This is a genomic window from Fusobacterium ulcerans, from assembly GCF_003019675.1.
GTDB classification, from domain to species: Bacteria; Fusobacteriota; Fusobacteriia; order Fusobacteriales; family Fusobacteriaceae; genus Fusobacterium_A; species Fusobacterium_A ulcerans.
This window is the reverse complement of sequence record NZ_CP028105.1, coordinates 265,873-287,805: the sequence shown is the minus strand read 5'-3', so window position 1 is coordinate 287,805 and position 21,933 is coordinate 265,873. Positions and strand designations below refer to the sequence as shown.

Below are 21,933 nucleotides of genomic sequence, written 5' to 3'. Positions count from 1 at the left end.
AATATTACAAAATATATAAAATAAAGAAAATAAATGATAAAAATATATAAAATAGAAAAATATAAAAAAAGAAACAAATGATAAATGGGGATGGATTATGAGACATAGCAGAAATATGAAAATAAGAATAATATATTTTCTAATGCTCTTCTTTATGTATAGAAATATTTTTATATATTTAGGATTGAGTATAAATACAGCTGTATATGGAATCTTTATTTTAATTTCTTTCTTCTATTACTTACTAGACCTTCTCAACTTTAATAATTATCAGTATAAGACAAAAGATTTTATATATTCTACTTCTATAAATTTTGGTGGATTTTGTATATTCTATTTCTTCTATAAAAAAATAGAATTTATACACGCTTTTCTTTTTTATGATTTATTTCAAAATATATTAAGATATCTGCTCCTTATTTGCAATAAAAAAATAGTGAATATAGCAATAATTGATAGTGGAGAAAATACAGATAAAATAGCTGATATTTTAGAAAAAAATAAACAGTATAACTATATAGGCTATTTAAATGATGAAGAAAAAAGTAAAGAAAAATATCTTGGAAAAATAACAGATATAGAAAAAATAGTAAAAGAAAAAAATATAGAAAGTATAATCTTTACCAGCAGAAAGCAGATAATAAATTATTCAAATATAATAACTGATTTGAAATTGCAGGGAATTAAAATAATAGATTACATAAGTTTTCTAGAAAAGTGTGAAGGAAAAATAGATACAGAAAAGATAGATGATCTTTGGATAGTAATGTCAGATGGATTTGTAGTTTTAAATAATACATTACAAAAAAGAATAAAAAGATTCTTTGATATAACAGTATCAATATCAATGCTTATTATAGCTATGCCTTTTATAGTCCTTACTTACATATTAGTAAAACTGGATATAGGGATTAAAAGTCCAATGAAAGTAATTAAAAATCCAGCATTTTTTAAGCAGAAGAGAATAGGAATGAAGGGAAATGAATTTGAAATAATCAAATTTAGAAGTATGAAACTACATGATCCTGCGAAATTTTCAAAATATGCTTCAGAAAATGACAATAGAATTACTTCAGTGGGAAAGTTTATAAGAAAAACAAGATTAGATGAACTACCACAATTAATAAATGTGCTAAGAGGAGAGATGTCATTTGTAGGCCCTAGACCAGAATGGAATGAACTAGGAAGAGAATATGAGAAGAAAATAAAAAACTATAAGTTAAGATATGCAGTACAGCCAGGACTTACAGGATGGGCACAGGTAATGTATTCATATGGTGCTTCACTAGAAGATGCAGAGATAAAACTGGAATATGATTTGTATTATATAAAACATCAAGATTTTGTAATGGATATGATTATATTTTTTAAAACGTGTAAAACAGTAATATTTGGGAAGGGAATATAAAGATATGTTTGATATTACAGCTAGTATTGTAACTTACAAAACTAACAAAGAAGAATTAAAAAAAATATTAAATAGTTTTCTGAATACAAAATTAAAAGTAAAAGTTTGGATTTCAGATAACTCACCTAGTAATGATTTAGAAGTTGAAATTTTAAATTTAAATGATCAGAGAATAGAATATATGTTTAATGATTGTAATGGAGGATATGGATATGGACATAACAAAACCATAGAAAAAATAAAAAATAATTCTAAATATCATTTGATAATAAACCCAGATATTTATTTTGATAGAGGAGTATTGGAAAAAATTTTTGAATATATGGAATTAAATAAGGATATTGGGCAATTAATGCCATTAGTTAAGCATCCTAATGGAGAGATTCAATATTTATGTAAAAGATATCCAACTCCAATGAATTTATTTTTAAGGAGATTTTGTCCTTTTAAAAAAATAATAGAAAAACAAGACTATTTATATGAAATGAGAGATTTAGGGTATGAGAAAATAAGGGAAGTTCCATTGTTATCAGGGTGTTTTATGTTTTTAAGAACAGAGATATTTGTGAAAGTAAATGGCTTTGATGAAAGATTCTTTATGTATATGGAAGATTTTGATTTGTGTAGAAGAATAGGAGAAATATCAAAAATTATTTTTTATCCAGAAGTAGAAATATTTCATAATCATGCAAAGGAATCTTTTAAGAATAAAAAAATGATGTGGGAACATATAAAATCAGCCATAAAATATTTCGATAAATGGGGCTGGATTTAAATAAAAAATTAATAAAAATACAAAGGAAGAAAATAGATGAAAAAAATTTATAGATCAATTTTTTTATAAACTAAAAAAAGTAATTTTTTTCTGTTATAAGTAATTATAAAGGAGATATATAATGGGAAAAGTTTTTTTTTCAATAATAGTACCATGTTATAACGTAGAAAAATATATAGAAAAAACAATTAAATCAATTTTAACTCAAACCTTTGATGACTTTGAATTAATTTTAGTGAATGATGGTTCAACAGATAAAACTAAAAATATATTAGATGAATATTTTCAAAAAGATAAAAGAATAAATGTAATCAATAAAAAAAATTCAGGAGTTTCTGAGGCAAGAAATGAAGGAATCAAAATAGCAGTAGGAAAATATATTTATTTTTTAGATGGAGATGATTACATAACAAATGATTTTTTATCAGAAACAGCAGAAATATTAAAAAAAGAAGAACCAGATATATTATTTTTTTCATATATTATTGCTAAAAATAATGAATTGTATGAAAAAAGAAATAGGAAAATAAAAGAAGGAAATTATTCAAAAGAGTTTATATTGAAAAATTTGTTTTTAAGAAGAATAAGTAAAGCTGTAACAGGAACGAATATAATAAGAAAAAAAATAATAGAAGAAAATAAAATAATATTTGATAAAAAATTAACATATAGTGAGGATTATAATTTTTTAATTAGAGTTATCAATTTTTCTGAGAATTTTTATTATGTAAATAAAAGTTATTTTATTTATTTTCAAAGACAAGGTTCAGCTATGAACAAAGAAATAAGTTTAAAGAAACTAGATACATTAAAATCATTACAAAATTTAAGGACTTTAAGTTCTATAAAGAAAAAGACAATGGAAAAATATTTTTATCTTTTTTATGCAATAACATTTATTGGAAATATTAATGAGTTAGTTAAAAAAAAATCAACAAAAATAGAACAAAGTATTTATTTAAAAGAATTAAGAAAATATGAAAAAAATATTCAAAATATGAAATTTATTTTTGAAAAAGAATATTTTTTTTATAAAATATTAATTTTACTTTATAAATTAAGTCCAAAGTTATGCTATGGTGTTTTAAAAATACTAATTAAAATACAAAAATATATTTAAACTCTTATTACAATTTTATCATATAGATATAATTTTTTTAAACAAAAGAAAAATAAGGAGATAAGTTTAATGAAAATAATAGCATATTATTTGCCACAATTTCATGAAATTAAAGAAAATAATCTTTGGTGGGGAAAAGGTTTTACAGAATGGACAAATGTCAAAAATGGAAAAAAATTATTCAAAGGACAAAATCAACCACTAAAGCCATTAAATGATAATTATTACAATTTATTAAATAAAAAAACAATAGAATGGCAAACTAAATTAGGAAATGAGTATGGAATATATGGGTTTTGTTATTATCATTATTGGTTTAAAGGAAAAAAAATATTGGAGAAACCAGCAGAAAATTTACTTAAATGGAAAGAAATAAAACAAAATTTTTGTTTTTGTTGGGCTAATCACTCTTGGAAAAAAACTTGGAATGGGTTAAATGAAATTCTTATAAAACAAGAATATGGAGTGGAAGAAGACTGGGAAGAACATTTTAAATATCTAAAAAATTTTTTTAAAGATGAAAGGTATATTAAAATAGAAAACAAACCTATTTTAATGATATATAATCCTAAAGATATAAATAAAATAGATGAAATAATAGCATTTTTTGATAAGAAATGCAAAGAAATAAATTTTTCTGGAATATATATAATAGAATCTCTAAATAGTTTAAAAAATCAAAAAATATCATCGAAAAGTGAAGCTGTTGCTATCAGAGAACCATTACTTTCTTTAGAAAGAAGAAGTTTATTTCAAAAAATTTTTCAAAAATTAAAATCTTCTTTTAAAAAAAATTATTTGTATTTTCCCTCTAAATATGAATATGAATTTTTTATGAAAAATAGTTTAGAATTATCACAAAAATATAGCAATAAAAAATGTTTTCCAGGAGTATTTACAGGTTGGGATAATACATCAAGACATGGACGAAGAGGATATGTGATTAAAGGGAATACTCCAAAATTGTTTAAAGAGTATTTATTAGAACAAAAAAAAATAATGAAAGAAAAAAATATAGAATATATTTTTTTAAATGCATGGAATGAATGGGCTGAAGGGATGTACTTAGAACCTGATGAAAAATTTGAATATGGTTATTTAGAAGCAGTAAAAGAAATTATGGAAACAGAGGTATGAAGATGAAAGGAATAATATTAGCTGGAGGAAGCGGAACGAGACTTTATCCAATAACGAAATCAATATCAAAACAGATAACACCAATATATGATAAGCCAATGATATATTATCCTTTATCAGTTTTAATGCTAGCTGGAATAAAAGATATTTTAGTTATTTCTACTCCAAGAGACCTTCCTATGTTTGAAGAGTTATTACAGACTGGGGTTGATTTTGGTATATCTCTAAGTTATGCAGTACAGGAACAGCCTAATGGACTAGCAGAAGCATTTTTAATAGGAGAAGACTTTATTGGAAATGATTCATGTGCTTTAGTTCTTGGAGATAATATATTCTATGGTCATGGTTTTACAGGAATGCTCAAAGAAGCTGAATCAAGAAAAAAAGGCGCAACAATATTTGGCTATTATGTGCAAAATCCTAGAGATTTTGGAGTAGTAGAATTTGATGAAAATAATAGAGCAATATCATTAGAAGAGAAACCAGAGAAGCCTAAATCTAATTATGCAGTACCAGGACTATATTTCTATGACAATACAGTAGTAGAAAAAGCTAAAAAAGTAAAACCTTCAAAAAGAGGAGAATTGGAAATAACAACACTAAATGAGATGTATCTTAATGAGGGAACTTTAAATGTAACAAGTCTAGGAAGAGGAATGGCATGGCTTGATACAGGAACGCATGAAGCTCTACTAGAAGCAGCAAACTATGTAAAAACTATTCAAAGCAGACAGGGAGTAATGGTGGCTTGCCTTGAAGAAATTGCATATAGAAATGGATGGATAACAAAAGAAAAAGTATGTGAACTAGCAAAGCCACTGCTTAAATCTAAATATGGAGAATATTTGATGGATCTCATCAAATAGATAGAGGGGAAGATATGAGTAAATTTAAAAAAATAGAAACAGGAATAGAAGGATTATACATATTAGAACCAACTATATTTGGAGATGAAAGAGGATTTTTTCTGGAAACATATAACAAAAAAGAATTTGAGGAAATTGGGATATTCGAAGAATTTGTACAAGATAATCATTCTAAATCTAAAAAAGGAGTACTAAGAGGGCTTCATTTTCAAACTAAGCATCCTCAAGGAAAACTTGTAAGAGTGCTAAAAGGTTCTGTATATGATGTAGCTGTAGATATTAGAAAAAACAGCAGTACATATGGGAAATGGTATGGAATAGAATTAAGTGCAGAAAACAAGAAAATATTTTTTATACCAAAAGGCTTTGCACATGGATTTCTCACTTTAGAAGATGAAACAGAATTTCAATATAAATGTACAGATTTTTATATGCCACAATATGATTCGGGAATAATGTGGAATGATAAAGAGATAAATATTAATTGGAATTTTGAAAAATATGGATTGAAAGAAGAGGGGATAGTTTTATCAGAAAAAGATAAAAAGCATCAAACTTTTAAAGAGTATATAAAAATATACAATTTACAGAAATAAAAAACTAATTTTTTAGGAGTTTAAAAATTTTTAAACTAAATTAAATATAAAATAAATGAAAGCATAGAAAGGAATATAGAATGTCATATTATGATATTATTATTAAACTTAAACAAACAAATAAAATAACGATTAAATCAGATTTTTTAATAGGATTTTTAATTTCTAAAAGAATTTCTCCATATTTTTCAGCATTTTATATAAAGAAAAAAGTAGTACCTAATACAATAACAATTCATATGATAATTTCAGGAATAATAGGAGCGATATTTTTTAGCTTTTCAAATATTTATTTAAAATTAATAGGGGTTATTTTTATGCAACTATGGTTTATTTTGGATTGTTCAGATGGGGAAGTAGCAAGAGAAACAAACAATTTTTCAAAATATGGAAAAGAATTGGATTACACAGCTCATATAATCAATCACCCATTATTTTCTATTTCACTTTTAATATCTATGTTGGATGCTAAAAAATATAATAGTACTTTAATAGTAACTATTTTTTTTCTGATAACTTATTTGGATTTATATTCTAGAAATATTTATGCATTCTATTTAATAAAAAATTTAAAGGAAAAAGAAACAAAAATCAGAGAAAAAGAAGTAGATTTTTCAAAAAAAATAAAAGAAAAAATAAAAAGAATTATTGAAATATTTACTATTTATCCTAATTTTATATTATTTAGTACACTGTTATATTTTTTTAATACTGATATAATAATTTTTTACGCTTTATTAAATATAATATTTACTTTTATTATATTAATTAGAGAAAGTTTGTTATGGATAAATAAAATCAAATAAAATTAAGGTGAAATTAATATGAAAAAAAAAATAATTGTAGTAGGGCTTCTTCCATTAAATGAAGCATATAAAAAAAGATTGTTTATGTATGAATTTGAAAAAAATAAAATAGAATATGAATATTGGTCATTATATTATATTTTTTATAAAAATGAACCTGTAATTTACAATAGAATTATTCAAAAAAATGAAAAAATATTTAAAACAAAAATAGAATTATTAAATGAAATAGATAAGATTTCAATAGATTCTATTTTTGTAAAAGAAGGAGGAATTGAAAAAGAAATAATAGATTTTTATTTAAAAGTTTTTCAAAAAAAGATTAAAATTATTTTTCTGAAATGGGGATGTACTCCACAAATAGATGGAAAGGATCTTTTAAAAAAAAGATTAAAAAAACTTTTAAATATAAAAAAAGTAATATTGCATATAAGGTTCTTACTTAAATGTCAAAAACTTAATTGGCTAAGTAAATATAATGAAAAAAATATAAAAATATTATATGCTGGGATAAAATTTAAGGATGGAATTTTAAAAAACAAAAAAATTGAAAAAATTGCAGTAATGTCAGAGGATCTTGAAAATTATTTGAAAATAAACGATATAGAAAAAGAAGAAAATCAAATAGTTTTTTTAGATCAAGATTTACCAAATCATCCAGATTTTGATATTCTTGGAGAAAAAAAAATAAATTCAAAGAAATATTATAAACAGCTTAATAATTTTTTTGATTATATAGAAAAAATATTTAGTGCAAAAATTATAATTGCAGCTCATCCAAAATCTAATTACTCACTTGAAACATTTAATGGAAGAAAAATAGTAAAAAATCAGACAGCAACTGAAATAAAAAAAAGCAAACTTATTTTAGCTAGTTATAGTACTACTATAGGATTAGGAACGATAGAAAATAAAGCAATTATTTTAATAGAAAACAATGATTTCTCAGAATTTATGAAATCAAAAGTAAAAAAAATAGCAGAAGTATTAGATATAATAATTATTAATATGGATGTTTTTGCTTATAAGAATATACCAAAATTAAGGATAAACAAAGAGAAATATCAAAAATATTATAATGAATATCTTGGAGATGGAATAAATTTAAAATCTGCTAAAGATAGTATTTTACAATTTATTAATGGAGATAAATTATGAATATGAAAAAAAAGATACTAATTATAGGAGCAGGATATGCAGGAAAAGCTGTGGCTGCTGGAATAGTAGAAGATAAAATTCAATATAATGTTGTAGGGTTTTTGGATAATGATGATTTTAAAGTGGGGAAAAAATTTTTAGGAATAGAAGTAAAAGATAAAAGTGACAATTTAAAAAAATTTTTAAAATCAAATAAAGTAGATATTTGTATAATAGCTAGTACGTCAATATCAAAACAAGATTTAGAAAAACTTATTAAAGTATTAAATTTAAATAAGATAGAAATAAAAATTATTCCTAATATGTCCCAACTTATGATGTCAAAGAATTTTTTCTCGCAAGTAAAAGATTTTGAAATAGAAGACTTATTAGGAAGAGAAGTAGTCCAGCATAATATTTTACAGATAAAAACTTTTTTAGAAAATAAGAAGATACTAGTTACAGGAGCAGCAGGATCAATAGGAAGTGAGTTGTCAAAACAGATAGTAAAGTATAATCCTAAGGAATTGATTTTGTTGGATATAAATGAAAATGATCTATATTTTCTAGAACTTTTTTTAAGAGAAACATATCCAGAAATTAAATTGAATATTGAAATAGGGAATATAAGAGATAAGAAAAAAATGGAATATCTTTTTGATAAATATAAACCTCAATTAGTATTTCATGCAGCAGCTCATAAACATGTGCCGTTAATGGAGAGAAACCCAGAAGAGGCTGTAAAAAATAATATATATGGAACTAAAAATCTAATTGAAAGTTCAATATTAAATGGAGTGGAAAAGTTTGTTTTAATTTCAACAGATAAAGCAGTAAATCCTACAAGTGTTATGGGAACAACTAAAAGAGTAACTGAAATGCTTGTGGAACACTATAATGAAAAAGGAAAAACAAAATTTATGGCTGTTAGATTTGGTAATGTTTTAGGAAGCAATGGAAGTGTTATTCCAATTTTTAAAAAGAAGATAGCAGAAAGAAAAAATTTAACAGTAACTCATCCAGATATAATAAGGTATTTTATGACAATATCTGAAGCGAGTCAACTTGTATTAAGAGCAGGAAGCCTTGGCAATGGGGGAGAAGTTTTTGTTCTTGATATGGGAGAACCAATAAAAATAATAGATTTAGCAAAGAAAATGATAGAATTATCAGGATTAGAAAAAGAAATAGGTATAGAAATAACTGGACTTAGACCAGGAGAAAAGCTATATGAGGAATTACTTTATGATGTAAAACATTGTGAAAAAACTGAATCACAGAAGATATATATAGCTAAATTAAAATCTGAAAACAATAATTTAGAAGAATTATTAGAAAAATTAAAAGAATCATTAAATGAATATAATAATGAGAAAATAAAAAATATTTTAAAATTAATAGTTCCAACATATAAAGAATCAAAATAAAATGGGGGAAAAGAAAATGGGAAGAGTAATAAATTTATCAGTTCCAAATCTGGGGAAAGAAAATATTCTAAGAAATCTAAGTGAATGTTTAGAGAGTGGATGGGTATCAACTGGAGGAAGATTTATAAGTGAATTTGAAGATAAAATAGCTAAATATGTAGGAGTAAAAGAAGCAGTGGGAATACAAAGTGGAACAGCAGGACTTCATACAGCTTTGAGAGTATTGGGAGTAGAAAGAGATGAGGAAGTAATAGCCCCTACATTAACATTTATTGCAGCAGTAAATCCAATAACTTATTTAGGAGCACAACCAGTATTTATAGATTGTGATGATACATTTTGTATAGACCCAATAAAATTAGAAAAATTTTGTAGAGAAGAATGTGAAATAATAAAGGGAAAACTTTATAACAAGAAAACTAAAAAGCAAATAAAAGTAATAGTGGTAGTCCATGTTTTTGGAAATATGGCTGATATGGAAAAAATAATGGATATAGCCCAAAAGTATAATTTAAAAGTATTAGAAGATTCAACAGAAGCATTAGGAACTTATTATATATCAGGAAGATACACAGGAAAATTTGCAGGAACAATAGGAGATATTGGAGTTTATTCTTTCAATGCAAACAAGATAATAACTACTGGTGGGGGAGGAATGGTTGTTTCAAATAACCAAGAACTTTTAGATAAAGTAAGATTTTTATCAGTGCAAGCAAAAACTGACCCACTATATTTTATTCATGATGAAATTGGGTATAACTACAGAATGCTTAATCTACAAGCTGCCTTAGGAACAGAACAGATAGATCAGCTTGAGGAGTTTATAAATATAAAAATTAGAAACTATAAAAGATATAAAGAAGCAATAGAAAAAATAGAAGGACTGAAACTAATGACTTTTAATAAGAATATCAGATCAAACCATTGGTTTTATTCTCTATTAGTAGATAAAGAAAAATATGGATTAAATAAAGATGAACTTTTAATGAAGTTGAATGAAGAAAATATACAGTCTAGACCAATATGGGGACTCATTCATCAACAGAAACCTTATCTAAATAATGAAGCCTATGAAATGGAAAAATCTCTATATTACATTGATAGAATATTAAATATACCATGTAGTACAAATCTTACTGAGGAAGAGGTAGATATAGTAATAGAAAAATTAAAAAAATATAAAAGTTGAGAAAGTAGAGGAAAAATGAAAGATATTGTAATTATTGGAGCAGGAGGACATGCAAAGGTAATTTTAGATATTTTATTAAAAAGAAAAGAATTGTTGAATGAAAAAATAAATATTTTAGGCTTTTTAGATGACAATTTTAAAAATTTAGATAAAAAGGAAATTTTTGGATTTCCTATATTAGGAAATATTTCTTTAATAGAAAAACTAAAAGAAGAAAGTTACTTTGTTATAGCTATCGGAGATAATTTAACAAGAAAAAAAATATCACAAAAATACCAAACTATAAAATTATTAAATATTATTCATCCCTCTTCTATTATAGGAATAAATGTACAGATTGGAAAAGGCACAGTAGTTATGGCAAATACTACAATAAATTCTTTTACCATTATAAAAGAGAATGTAATTATAAATACTGGAGCAATAATAGAACATGATAATGTTATAGAAAGTTATGTTCATATTTCTCCAGGAGTAATTTTATGTGGTGGAGTAAAAGTTGAGGAAAATTCATGGATAGGAGCAGGGAGCATTATAAAACCAAATATTAAAATAGGAAAAAATGTAATAATAGGAGCAGGAACAGTAGTTATAAGAGATATTGAAGATAATTGTACAGTTGTTGGAAATCCAGCTAAAGTGATAAAAAGGAATGAATATGAAGAAAAATAAAGTTTTTATAATAGCAGAAGCAGGAGTAAATCATAATGGAAGTTTGAAGTTAGCTAAGAAAATGGTAGAAAAAGCCGTAGAAGCTAAAGTGGATGCTATTAAATTTCAAACATTTATAGCTAAAAATTTAGTTTCTAGAAATACAGAAAAAGCTAACTATCAAAAATTAAATACAAATAACAAAGAATCCCAATTAGAAATGATAAAAAAACTAGAATTGTCTTTTGAACAGTTTATAGAACTAAAAAGATATTGTGATGAAATGAGAATAAAGTTTTTATCAACTCCCTTTGATTTGGATAGCATAGAATTTTTAAAAAAATTAGGAATGAAAATATGGAAAGTACCTTCTGGGGAAATAACAAATCTTCCTTATTTAAGAAAAATAGCAGAAGTAGCAGATGAGATAATCTTATCTACAGGAATGTCGGATTTGTGTGAAATAAGTAAAGCTGTAGAGATATTGAAAAAAGAAAATAAAAAAATATTAATTTTACATTGCAATACAGAATACCCAACACCTATGGAAGATGTTAATTTAAGAGCTATGGAGTTATTAAAAGAAAAATTTAATGTAGAAGTAGGGTATTCAGATCATACTTTGGGAATAGAAGTTTCTATAGCAGCAGTAGCTTTAGGGGCAAGAATAATAGAAAAACATTTTACTTTAGATAAAAATATGGAAGGACCAGATCACAAAGCAAGTCTTGAACCAGAAGAACTAAAGAAAATGGTAACAGGGATAAGAAATATAGAAGAAGCTTTAGGAAAAAAACAAAAAGAAGTAAGTGAATCTGAAAAAAAGAATAAAGATATAGCTAGAAAAAGCATAGTAGCTAAAAAAAATATAAAAAAAGGAGAAATTTTTACAGAAGAAAACTTAACTGTAAAGAGACCAGGAAATGGAATTTCACCAATGCAGTGGGATGAAGTTATAGGGAAGAGTTCTATTAGAAATTTTGAAGAAGATGAGTTGATAGAGATATGATAAAGAAGATATGTATAGTTACTGGAACTAGAGCTGAATATGGACTTTTAAAACCATTAATAAAAAGAATAAAAGAAGAGAAACAATTACAATTGCAGATTTTGGTGACAGGAATGCATTTATCTCCTGAATTTGGATTAACTTATAAACAAATAGAAGAAGATGGATTTAAAATAGATGAAAAAATAGAAATTTTATTAAGCTCAGATAAGGACAGTGGAATTTGCAAATCAGTAGGTTTAGGAATGATATTATTTTCAGAAGCTTTAGAAAGACTAATTCCAGATTTAATAGTTGTTTTAGGAGATAGATTTGAAATTTTTTCTCTAGTTTCATGTGCAGGTATTTTAAAAATTCCTGTTTGCCATTTACATGGAGGAGAAACTACAGAAGGGGCATATGATGAATTTTTTAGGCATTGTATAACTAAGATGAGTTACTTACATTTTATAAGCACTGAAGAATATCGAAAAAGAGTAATTCAACTTGGAGAAAGTCCAGAACGAGTTTTTAATGTTGGGGCTATTGGACTAGAAAATATAAAAAATTTAAAAATAATACCTAAAAATGAACTTGAAGAAAAATTGGATATAAAATTCACAAGTAAGATATTTGTTGTAATTTTTCATCCAGTAACATTAGAAAAAAATACAGCTGAATCTCAGTTAAATGAATTATTAAAGGCAATAGAAATTGAAAATATAGATGTTATTTTTATAAAAGGTAATGCAGATTCTGGTGGAAGGGCAATTAATAGAAAAATAGAAGAGTTTTCTAAAAAAAATAATGATAAATATAAAGTATTTTCTTCCCTGACTGTTGAAGAATATTTTAGCATTTTAAAATATTCAAAAGGATTAATAGGAAATTCTTCAAGTGGAATAGTAGAATTACCATATTTAAAAGTAGGAAATCTTAATATAGGAGATAGACAAAAGGGAAGAATTCAAAGCTCTTCAACTTTGAACTGTAATCCAATAAAAGAAGAAATAATAGAAAAGATAAAAATAATGTTGACTGATGAATATAAAGAAAAAGTTCAAAAAACTGTTTCACCTTATGGAAATGGAGAAGTTAGTTTTAAAATAGTTGATATAATAAAAAATATTAAAAATATTAATTTAAAAAAAGAATTTTATGATATTAAGTGAGGCATAGAATGAAAGAAAAGATATTAGTAATAATTCCAGCTAGAAGTGGTTCAAAAGGATTAAAAGATAAAAATATAAAGATGATGAATGGGAAACCATTGATTGCTTATACTATAGAAGCAGCTCAAAACAGTAAAATTTTTGAGGATATAATAATATCAACAGATTCAGAAAAATATGCAGAAATAGCAAAGAAATATGGAGGAAGTGTACCATATTTAAGAGATAAAAAATTAGCAAATGATAACGCTAAGAGTAGTGATGTAATATTAGATATTTTAAATAGAGTAGAAAAAAAATATGATTCATTTATAATGTTGCAGCCAACATCACCTTTAAGAACAGAAAAAAATATTATAGAAGCTTATAAAATGTACTTAGAAAAAAAAGCAAGTAGTGTTGTTTCAGTTTGTGAAATGGAACATTCACCTCTATGGGCAAATATTTTAAATGAAGAAAGAAGGATGGATTCTTTTTTAAAAGGAATTGATGTAAATAAAAATAGGCAAGAGTTAGAAACATATTATAGAATTAATGGGGCTCTTTATATAGCGAATGTAGAATATTTTAAAAAGTATCAAGATTTTTATTATAAAGATAGTTATGCATATATAATGGAAAAAGAAAATTCAATAGATATAGATGATGAACTAGATTTTAAAATAGCTGAGTATTTAATAAAAAATAAATAAGGAAAGAATGATGATAAAAAAAATAAAGAAACTATTCTCTAAAAATGAAATGAAAAAGCTATTAGGAATAACAGTTTTTTCAATAATAATTTCTTTAAGTGAAGTAGTAGGACTATCAACAATAGTTCCATTTATGGCAATGGTAACTAATCAAAATATAATATTTGAGAATAAATATTTAAAAGTAATATATAGTTTTTTTAACTTTGAAAGTACTAAGAATTTTATATTTTATTTTGGAATAACTATAATAATAATATTTTTAATAAAAAATATTTTAAATATATTTTTTAATTATATTTTAGTATCTTTTTCTCGAAATTCATATTATCAATTTACATGTAAGTTAATGGAGAATTATTTGAAATATCCATATCAAAACTTTATAAAAAAGAACTCAAATGATCTTATGAAAAATATAACAACAGAAGCTAATTTATTAGTTATATTGATTCAAAATTTCTTAATGATGTTAAGTGAAATATGTGTAGTATTTTTTATATATTTGGTAATGTTATATGTTGATTTAAAAATAACTTTATTTGTTACTGTATTTATGGGGATTAATATACTTCTTATAAAACACCTAATATTAAATAAAACAAAAAAATGGGGAATAGAAAGAAGTAAAGCTATAGAAGAGTATTATCAAATAATTGGCTCAACATTTGGGAACTATAAGTTTATAAAATTACAATCAAATGATGAGAAAATAATGAATAATTTTCAAAATTCTTGTAATAAATATATAAAAGTTGATAAAAAGTATATGTCTTCTCAACCAGTACCAAGATTAATTTTAGAATTCTTAGGATTTTCAATAGTGGTAGTTTTAATAATATTTTCTGTAATAATGTATGATGAAAATGGATTAGCTAAAATAATGCCAATAATATCAATATTTTTTATAGGGTTATATAGAATACTGCCATCAGTAAATAGGATTATTACTCATTACCAAGGAATTCTTTTTTATAGAAAATCTCTTGATATCATAGTTGATGAATTAGAAAACGAAGTTGAAAATATTGAAAATAATCCTATAGAGTTTAATAAAAATATAGAATTAAAAGATGTATGTTTTGAATTTGAAAAAGGAAAAGAGGTTCTAAAAAATATAAATCTAAATATATTTAAAGGAGAAAAAGTAGCATTTGTAGGAGAATCAGGCTCTGGAAAAACAACTCTTGTAGATTTAATCACAGGACTATATAAACCTAAAAATGGAAATGTATATTTAGATGATACAAAGTTAGAAGATAAAAATATTGGATATTGGAGACAAAGCATAGGATATATACCACAAGAAGTCTATCTTTTTGATGGGACAATAGCAGATAATGTTGTATTTAATAGAGAATACAATGAAGAAAGATTAATAGAATCGTTAAAAAAAGCAAGAATATGGGAATTTTTAAAGAAGAAAGAAGGAATAAAAACAGTAGTAGGAGATAGAGGAATAATGTTATCTGGAGGGCAGAAGCAGAGAATAGCAATAGCTAGAGCTCTTTATGATAATCCAGAAGTATTAGTACTAGATGAAGCAACGTCAGCCTTAGATAATGAAACTGAAGAAGAGATAATGAAAGAAATCTATGATGTATCAAAAGATAGAACTTTGATTATAGTAGCTCATAGACTTACAACATTAAAAGACTGTGATAGAATATTTGTTATAAGTAATGGAGAAGTAGGAAGAATAGTAAAATCGGTAGAGGAATTATAGAAAGGAAATAAAATGACAGAAAAAGAGTTTTTAACCTTATACAAAGAAAGAAGGAATCTAAAAAGCATAAGAGAAGCAAAAGAAAGATTAGATTCTTTTTGGAAAGCTCTTTTTGATGTTTTAGCAGAAGAAGAAAAAGTAATAATAAAAGATTGGGGAATATTTGAAAAGAAAGAAGTAAAACCAAGAAAGATATTAAATCTAGCTACTAGAGAAATGATGATAACAGAAGAAAAGAAAGTTATTAAATTTAAACCTAGAATGAAAATGATAGATAAAGTAAATGAACTCAATACTCTAATGGAGGAAGAATATGAACACTAGAGAATTTGTATCATATTACAAGAAATTGAGAAGAGAACAAGATGAAACAATAGAAGATAAAGAAGCAAGAGAAGAAATAGAAGAGATATTTAACCTTATAGCAGAAGTAATAGCTATGGATGAAGAAGTAAAATTTAAAAATAAAGGAACATTTTCACTTTTAAAAAGAAAAAAAAGAAGAATAGGCAGTCCAACCTCAAAAGAAGTAAGAGAAATAGTTCCTAAAAAAACAATAAAATTTGTACAGTCAAAAATATTAGAAATAAACTGAGAAAAAAAGAGTTCGCTTTTATGTATAAAGGCGAAGTTTTAAAACCTTTGAAGGTAGAGAAGTTAAAAACTTTAATAAATAAAGTTAAAAAAATAATTCTAATAATATTTTTATTAAATTATTAAATAAAGAGTATTTGCAAAAAATAAAGAGTTCTCTTTTATACATAAAAGCGAACATTTAAATCTTGGAGGAATAATGTTATTTAATTCATATGAGTTTATTTTCCTATTTTTACCAATTACATTAATAATATATTTTACTTTAAATAGATATGGTAAAAATAATATAGCTAAAGAGTGGCTAGTAATAGCTTCCCTATATTTTTATTCATATTTTCATCTTTCATATTTATATTTAATTTTAACTTCAATAATAATAAATTATTTTATTGGAAATAAATTAAATCATAAAAGCTTAACTGGAAGAGGAAGAAAAATATGGATGATAGTAGGGGTAATATTTAATTTAGGGTTATTAGGATATTTTAAATATTATGATTTCTTTGTAGAAAATATAAATACAGTATTTAGAACAAATTTTACCTTATTACATATACTACTGCCATTAGGAATATCATTTTTTACATTTCAACAGCTTTCATTTGTAATAGATAGTTACAATGAAAAAAGTATGAAATATGATTTTTTAAGTTATTGTCTATTTGTAACATTTTTTCCACAGTTAATAGCAGGACCAATAGTACTACCAAATGAAATGCTTTCACAATTTGAAGATAAAAGAAATAAGGTAATAAATTATGAAAATATGAATAGAGGACTATATATGTTTTCCATTGGTTTAGCTAAGAAAGTAATAATAGCAGATACAATAGCAAATTTTGCAAATGCAGGATTTGATCAAATGGAAACATTAAATATTATAGAAGCATGGATGACTTCAATATCATATACATTACAACTATATTTTGATTTTAGCGGATATTGTGATATGGCAATGGGAATAGCTCTTATGTTTAACATAGTATTACCATTAAACTTCAACTCACCATATAAGTCAATAAATATACAGGAATTTTGGAAAAGATGGCATATGACATTGGGGAGATTTATGACAAATTATTTATATATTCCACTTGGAGGAAATAGATTAGGGGAAAGAAAAACTTTAAGAAATCTATTTATAGTATTTATGGCAAGTGGAATATGGCATGGAGCAGGATGGAACTTTATTATATGGGGATGCTTACATGGAATATGCATTCTAGTACATAGAGTATGGAAAAATAGTGGAAGAAAAATGAATAAACTATTAGGATGGTTTATAACAATAAATCTAGTAAATATATTTTGGGTGTTTTTTAGAGCAGAAACATTAAATGGAGCAATAAAAGTACTAAAAGGAATGTTTGATATAAAAGGATTAATATATACGGGAACACATATGGGGCAAATAGGAGAAATGACAAAGTCATATAGAGAATTAACTATAGGAATGTTAGGAAATAAAATTAATTTAGTATTCTTATTACTAGCTACAATAATAGTGGTTTTTATGAATAATAGTTATGAGAAAAGTAAGAAAAATATTAGAAGTGAAAAGATTATGTATATACTATTAAGTATATTTCTACTTAGTACAACATCTGATTTTTTATATTTTAATTTTTAAGGAGAAAAAATTGAAGAGAAGTTTTTATAGTGATATTTTAATAGGAATATTTATTTTTCTTTTAATAAATGTTCTGACAACAAAATTTTTAAAAGAAACATATGGCTTAACAACTAAAGAGCAAATAGAGTATTCTTTTAAAAGAATTGAAAATCTAAAATATAATGGAATAATTTTGGGAAATTCAAGAATGTATAGAGGAATTAATCCTGACAAGTTAAAATTTGGGAATTTTTATAATTTTGCTCATGATAATGACTCTTTTAATCAAATGTATTATAAATTATTATATGTAGAAAATAAATCAAATAAAAAAATAAAATATTTAATTATGGGGGTAGATTATTTTCAATTTTCTTTTCTTAGTGATACTAGAAACTATATATATGGGAATAAATTTTCCAATGAATATATGAAAGATTTTGAGAATAGTAAAAATTTTATCAATAAATTAAATTTTTACTTTGAAGAAAAGGCTACTAAATTTAAAATCTCATTAAACACCTTATTAGAAGTAATGAAAAATAGAAAAATTATTAAAACTTATAAATTAGAAGAAAATGGATGGTATCATGAACAAATTAATAAGAAAGGCCAATTATCTGATACTGTCAAAAGAGAATGGGAAATATTAGAAGTACAAAAAAAATATTTTTTTTATATATTAGAATATTGTAAAAAAAATAATATAAAAGTATTTATGGTAATGGCTCCATTAAGAAAAGTAGAAGAAAAATGTTATCCAAAAGAGATAGTAGAAAAATATAAAAAATTTTTTATAAGTAATATTGGAATTGATTATTTAGATTACTCTCATTACTTAGATTCTAATATTGAATATTTTGAAGATGTAACACATTTAAATGAGAAAGGAGCAAACAAATTTTCAGAAGAATTAAATAATAAAATCAGCTCTCTTTTATAATTTGTGTTTTACAAGAAGAGTAATTATTTGTATAATAAAGTTAGGATTCAAATTCAAAAAATGATTTTGAATCTTTTTTCGTCTTTGAAAATTGAGTAGTTACTGTAAATCAAAAAAGAGCTTGAATATATTTATTCAGGCTCTTTTTGTATTAGTAGTTCTCAGGGAACATTATTCTTTCTACACCTTCAATGATGATATGAAGTATCATCATATGTATCTCCTGTACTCTGTCAGAAGTTTTTCCAGGAATAATAAATTCATAATCACACATTCCTTTAAGTTTTCCTCCATCTTTTCCCAGAAGGACACAAGTTTTCATCCCTATCTTCTTAGCAGCCTCTACAGCCTTAATTACATTGCCAGAGTTTCCGCTGGTAGAAATACCTATAAACATATCTCCAGACTTCCCATAGGCTTCTACACCTCTTGAAAAGACATAATCAAATCCATAGTCATTCCCTACACAAGTTATATGAGATGATTCTGATATTGCTATAACAGGAAGAGCTCTTCTGTCTCCTCTGAATCTTCCTGTAAATTCCTCTGCAAAGTGCAGAGCATCACAGTTGCTTCCACCATTACCACATATCAATACTTTATTTCCATTGTTGAAAACCTCTGCCAAAACTTTGGCAACTTTTTCAGTTTCTTTTCTTTTTTCTTCTTCCTTGATAAAATTTTCAAGAAGTACAAGTTCTGTCTTGTATGAATCTATTAAGTTCATTCAACCTCCTAATATTGAATCTTGTAATCCTGTATAAAGTTGATGAATTTGATAATTTGAATAAGGCTTTTCTTATCTTTTGTGATAACTACCTGATATCCATCTTTTACTTCATTAACCTTATAGATTATTTTGAATTCTCCTCTTTCGATCTCTTTATGAACTGCATAATAAGGAAGGATTACATTTCCTATCTCTTCTCTTACCATTCCTTTTATTACTTCAAGGTTTCCAAGTACAGATATCTTTGTATCAAAAGATATTCTGTATTTATCTTCAATTACAGCAATAGCTTCATTATTATTAGGAATAGTTTTTCTAGTGATAAGTGGATCTTTAGACACACTTTCCATACTATGATACTCTTTTTTACTTACAAGAACATAAGGCATTTTTTCAATAGTTAAAACTTCAAGGTTAGAGTCAGTGATATGTTCCTCATCTATGATCAGGATATCAAGATCTCCCTCTTTTAATAGTTTTAAAAGCCATGCCTTATCAGCAATAGTTACATCATACTCGATTTCTTCATGAGCCTTAGAAAATCCTTTCATTAATCTTGGGATAAGAGGTTCACCAATAACAGATGTAGCTCCTATAGAGATTCTAGCTCTATCCAGATCAATAATTCTAGATATTTCTTTTTCTGCTCTTTTAACTTTGTCGAATATATCTTCAGCCATTTTATATAGAGCTTCCCCAGTATAAGTAAGCTTAATTTTTTTAGAACTTCTGTCAAAAAGTTTTGCATTTAAAATCTCTTCAAATTTTTTAACTTGAATAGATACAGCTGATTGATTGATGTAAAGTTTGCTTGCTGCCTTAGTAAAACTTTTCTCTTTTGCTACTTCATAAAATATTTTTAAATAATGTAAATCCATTTGACCACTCCCCAAAGAAATATATATGTAATAAATAACTATGCGTACATCTATTTTATCATAAAAATCTTATATTTCATAACTTTTTTATAAAAAAAATTAAAATATTTTATTTTATTTTTTGAAAAAAATAGAATAATGTTTTTATTTAATACAATAAGTTTTAAAAATTAAAATAAAAAGTTCAGTTACATAAATTTTTTATATATTGAACTTTATTTTTAGAAATGATACAATAATAAAAAATTAATAAAAAGAGTTTTTTTAATATATTTAATATAAAAAATTGTATATTTTTTAAATAATAGAAAAATGCTTAAGAGCTTTAAAGATTCCATCATTATCTACTGTATCAGTAACATAATCAGCAATCTCTTTTACATCATCATTAGCATTTCCCATGGCAACTCCTATTCCTACATTTGAAAGCATAGTGATGTCATTTCCCCCATCTCCAAAGGCCATAGTTTCCTCTTTAGAAAAACCATAATATTCTCTGACTTTTTCCACTGCTACATGTTTTCCTCCGCCAGCAGGGATGACGTCTAAAAATAGTGGATTCCATCTTGTAGCTTCACAATTTTTTAATGCATTCATAAAAATATGTTCCTCTTCAGGAGATACATAAGGATTTAACTGAAATACTTCATTCTCTAAAGCTCTAGATACATCCTTTATAGGAAGCATAGGAAGGTTTACAGCATCCAAAACAGCTTTAACATTATCATTTATATGATTAATATACATTCCCCCATCTCCTTCTACAAAACCACAAGGATGAGGATAGTCTTTTAGAAATTCAACAAGGTTTTTTATATCTTCAGGAGATATACTATTTTTATATATTATCTCTTTATCATTAAAACAATACTGTCCATTAAGAGTTACATAGCCATCAAATTTTAATTGATCAAGATTGTTGCCTAATGACATAATTGAAGGATGTCTTCCTGTTGCAACAAATGTTTTTATTCCCTTCTCATGAAGCAGCTCAAAAGCTTTCATTGTACTTTCAGGAACTTTATGAGTATTAAAACTTACAAGAGTTCCATCAATATCAAAAAATACAGCTTTTATCATTTAATCCTCCTTAAATAAAGATAAAATAATAGGCTGGTCAAAATTAACTTTTGAGCCAGCCCTATTTTCTCAAAATAAAATACTTTTATCCCTCTAAGAACTCTTCTAAATCACATTCACTATTTAGAATTTCATAGAAGTTAACACCAGTAGTAGTAGTAACTCTTCTAGCTTTTATAAAATCTTTTTCTACAAGACTTTGTACAGCGTTATTGATTTCACTTAAAGGATAATCTTTAAATTTTTCCTGTAGTTCAACAGTATTTAAAAACTTTCTTACAGTTTCCATTTCACTTCCATTAGCCATACAGCCAAGTGTTACTCTCTCTTTTTCTATATATATTTCCCCTTGAGCTTCGAAGTCCAAAAGGGCTCTGAAAACCATCTCTTGTAAATTCATAAG

23 protein-coding genes are annotated in these 21,933 nt (G+C 25.1%); 19 read left to right on the top strand and 4 right to left on the bottom strand.

Annotated elements, in window-relative coordinates; translation table 11 throughout:
• The first annotated feature begins 97 nt into the window (after positions 1–97).
• The 19 genes from C4N20_RS01335 (at position 98) to C4N20_RS01245 (ending at position 18,842) form a co-directional block, all read left to right on the top strand.
• A complete protein-coding gene (locus C4N20_RS01335; protein ID WP_005981664.1) occupies positions 98–1,408 on the top strand; it encodes an exopolysaccharide biosynthesis polyprenyl glycosylphosphotransferase in 1,311 nt (436 codons plus the stop codon).
• 4 nt (positions 1,409–1,412) lie between these two features.
• A complete protein-coding gene (locus C4N20_RS01330) occupies positions 1,413–2,183 on the top strand; it encodes a glycosyltransferase family 2 protein (protein ID WP_005981666.1) in 771 nt (256 codons plus the stop codon).
• Positions 2,184–2,304: 121 nt separating this feature from the next.
• Positions 2,305–3,303 carry a glycosyltransferase family 2 protein gene (locus C4N20_RS01325; RefSeq protein ID WP_005981668.1) on the top strand — a complete coding sequence of 333 codons (999 nt, stop codon included), beginning with the start codon at positions 2,305–2,307 and terminating at the stop codon, positions 3,301–3,303.
• A 69-nt stretch (positions 3,304–3,372) separates the two neighbouring features.
• Complete coding sequence (locus C4N20_RS01320; protein WP_005981670.1) at positions 3,373–4,440, top strand: glycosyltransferase WbsX family protein; 1,068 nt, start codon at positions 3,373–3,375, stop codon at positions 4,438–4,440.
• A 2-nt stretch (positions 4,441–4,442) separates the two neighbouring features.
• Entirely contained in the window at positions 4,443–5,306 is an 864-nt protein-coding gene (rfbA, locus tag C4N20_RS01315; RefSeq protein WP_005981672.1) for a glucose-1-phosphate thymidylyltransferase RfbA, read from the top strand.
• A 14-nt stretch (positions 5,307–5,320) separates the two neighbouring features.
• Entirely contained in the window at positions 5,321–5,902 is a 582-nt protein-coding gene (rfbC, locus tag C4N20_RS01310; protein WP_005981674.1) for a dTDP-4-dehydrorhamnose 3,5-epimerase, read from the top strand.
• 80 nt (positions 5,903–5,982) lie between these two features.
• Positions 5,983–6,708: a CDP-alcohol phosphatidyltransferase family protein gene (locus C4N20_RS01305; RefSeq protein ID WP_005981677.1), complete on the top strand. Its 726-nt coding sequence runs from the start codon at positions 5,983–5,985 to the stop codon at positions 6,706–6,708.
• A gap of 18 nt (positions 6,709–6,726) precedes the next feature.
• Entirely contained in the window at positions 6,727–7,866 is a 1,140-nt protein-coding gene (locus C4N20_RS01300; RefSeq protein ID WP_005981679.1) for a hypothetical protein, read from the top strand.
• Positions 7,863–9,272: a polysaccharide biosynthesis protein gene (locus C4N20_RS01295; protein ID WP_005981681.1), complete on the top strand. Its 1,410-nt coding sequence runs from the start codon at positions 7,863–7,865 to the stop codon at positions 9,270–9,272. Before C4N20_RS01300 ends, C4N20_RS01295 begins: the two co-directional genes overlap by 4 nt.
• Positions 9,273–9,288: 16 nt before the next feature.
• Entirely contained in the window at positions 9,289–10,461 is a 1,173-nt protein-coding gene (locus C4N20_RS01290) for a LegC family aminotransferase (RefSeq protein ID WP_005981684.1), read from the top strand.
• A gap of 15 nt (positions 10,462–10,476) precedes the next feature.
• On the top strand, positions 10,477–11,133 hold the full coding sequence (locus C4N20_RS01285; protein WP_005981686.1) for an acetyltransferase: 657 nt from the start codon (positions 10,477–10,479) through the stop codon (positions 11,131–11,133).
• Entirely contained in the window at positions 11,120–12,121 is a 1,002-nt protein-coding gene (neuB, locus tag C4N20_RS01280; RefSeq protein ID WP_005981688.1) for an N-acetylneuraminate synthase, read from the top strand. The genes C4N20_RS01285 and neuB overlap by 14 nt, the downstream gene beginning before the upstream one ends.
• Positions 12,118–13,272 (top strand): UDP-N-acetylglucosamine 2-epimerase, encoded by a 1,155-nt coding sequence (neuC, locus tag C4N20_RS01275; RefSeq protein ID WP_005981690.1) that lies wholly within the window; start codon positions 12,118–12,120, stop codon positions 13,270–13,272. The genes neuB and neuC overlap by 4 nt, the downstream gene beginning before the upstream one ends.
• A gap of 8 nt (positions 13,273–13,280) precedes the next feature.
• Positions 13,281–13,964 (top strand): acylneuraminate cytidylyltransferase family protein, encoded by a 684-nt coding sequence (locus C4N20_RS01270; RefSeq protein ID WP_005981692.1) that lies wholly within the window; start codon positions 13,281–13,283, stop codon positions 13,962–13,964.
• A 10-nt stretch (positions 13,965–13,974) separates the two neighbouring features.
• Positions 13,975–15,690 (top strand): ABC transporter ATP-binding protein, encoded by a 1,716-nt coding sequence (locus C4N20_RS01265; RefSeq protein WP_005981695.1) that lies wholly within the window; start codon positions 13,975–13,977, stop codon positions 15,688–15,690.
• A 12-nt stretch (positions 15,691–15,702) separates the two neighbouring features.
• Positions 15,703–16,014 carry an HU family DNA-binding protein gene (locus C4N20_RS01260; protein ID WP_005981697.1) on the top strand — a complete coding sequence of 104 codons (312 nt, stop codon included), beginning with the start codon at positions 15,703–15,705 and terminating at the stop codon, positions 16,012–16,014.
• Positions 16,004–16,285, top strand: coding sequence for an HU family DNA-binding protein (locus tag C4N20_RS01255; RefSeq protein WP_005981699.1), 282 nt, complete (start codon positions 16,004–16,006; stop codon positions 16,283–16,285). Before C4N20_RS01260 ends, C4N20_RS01255 begins: the two co-directional genes overlap by 11 nt.
• Positions 16,286–16,483: 198 nt before the next feature.
• Positions 16,484–17,917, top strand: coding sequence for an MBOAT family O-acyltransferase (locus C4N20_RS01250; protein ID WP_005981704.1), 1,434 nt, complete (start codon positions 16,484–16,486; stop codon positions 17,915–17,917).
• Between the two features lie 10 nt (positions 17,918–17,927).
• Positions 17,928–18,842: a hypothetical protein gene (locus tag C4N20_RS01245; RefSeq protein ID WP_005981705.1), complete on the top strand. Its 915-nt coding sequence runs from the start codon at positions 17,928–17,930 to the stop codon at positions 18,840–18,842.
• Between the two features lie 151 nt (positions 18,843–18,993).
• Here C4N20_RS01245 and gmhA read toward each other — a convergent pair whose 3' ends face one another.
• From gmhA to C4N20_RS01225, 4 genes are all read right to left on the bottom strand, one after another.
• Positions 18,994–19,569, bottom strand: a complete 576-nt coding sequence (gmhA, locus tag C4N20_RS01240) for a D-sedoheptulose 7-phosphate isomerase (protein WP_005981707.1) — start codon at positions 19,567–19,569, stop codon at positions 18,994–18,996.
• 8 nt (positions 19,570–19,577) lie between these two features.
• Complete coding sequence (locus C4N20_RS01235) at positions 19,578–20,450, bottom strand: LysR family transcriptional regulator (RefSeq protein WP_005950969.1); 873 nt, start codon at positions 20,448–20,450, stop codon at positions 19,578–19,580.
• A 297-nt stretch (positions 20,451–20,747) separates the two neighbouring features.
• Positions 20,748–21,530 carry a Cof-type HAD-IIB family hydrolase gene (locus C4N20_RS01230; protein WP_005981709.1) on the bottom strand — a complete coding sequence of 261 codons (783 nt, stop codon included), beginning with the start codon at positions 21,528–21,530 and terminating at the stop codon, positions 20,748–20,750.
• 85 nt (positions 21,531–21,615) lie between these two features.
• Positions 21,616–21,930: a hypothetical protein gene (locus C4N20_RS01225; protein WP_005981711.1), complete on the bottom strand. Its 315-nt coding sequence runs from the start codon at positions 21,928–21,930 to the stop codon at positions 21,616–21,618.
• Positions 21,931–21,933: the final 3 nt, after the last annotated feature.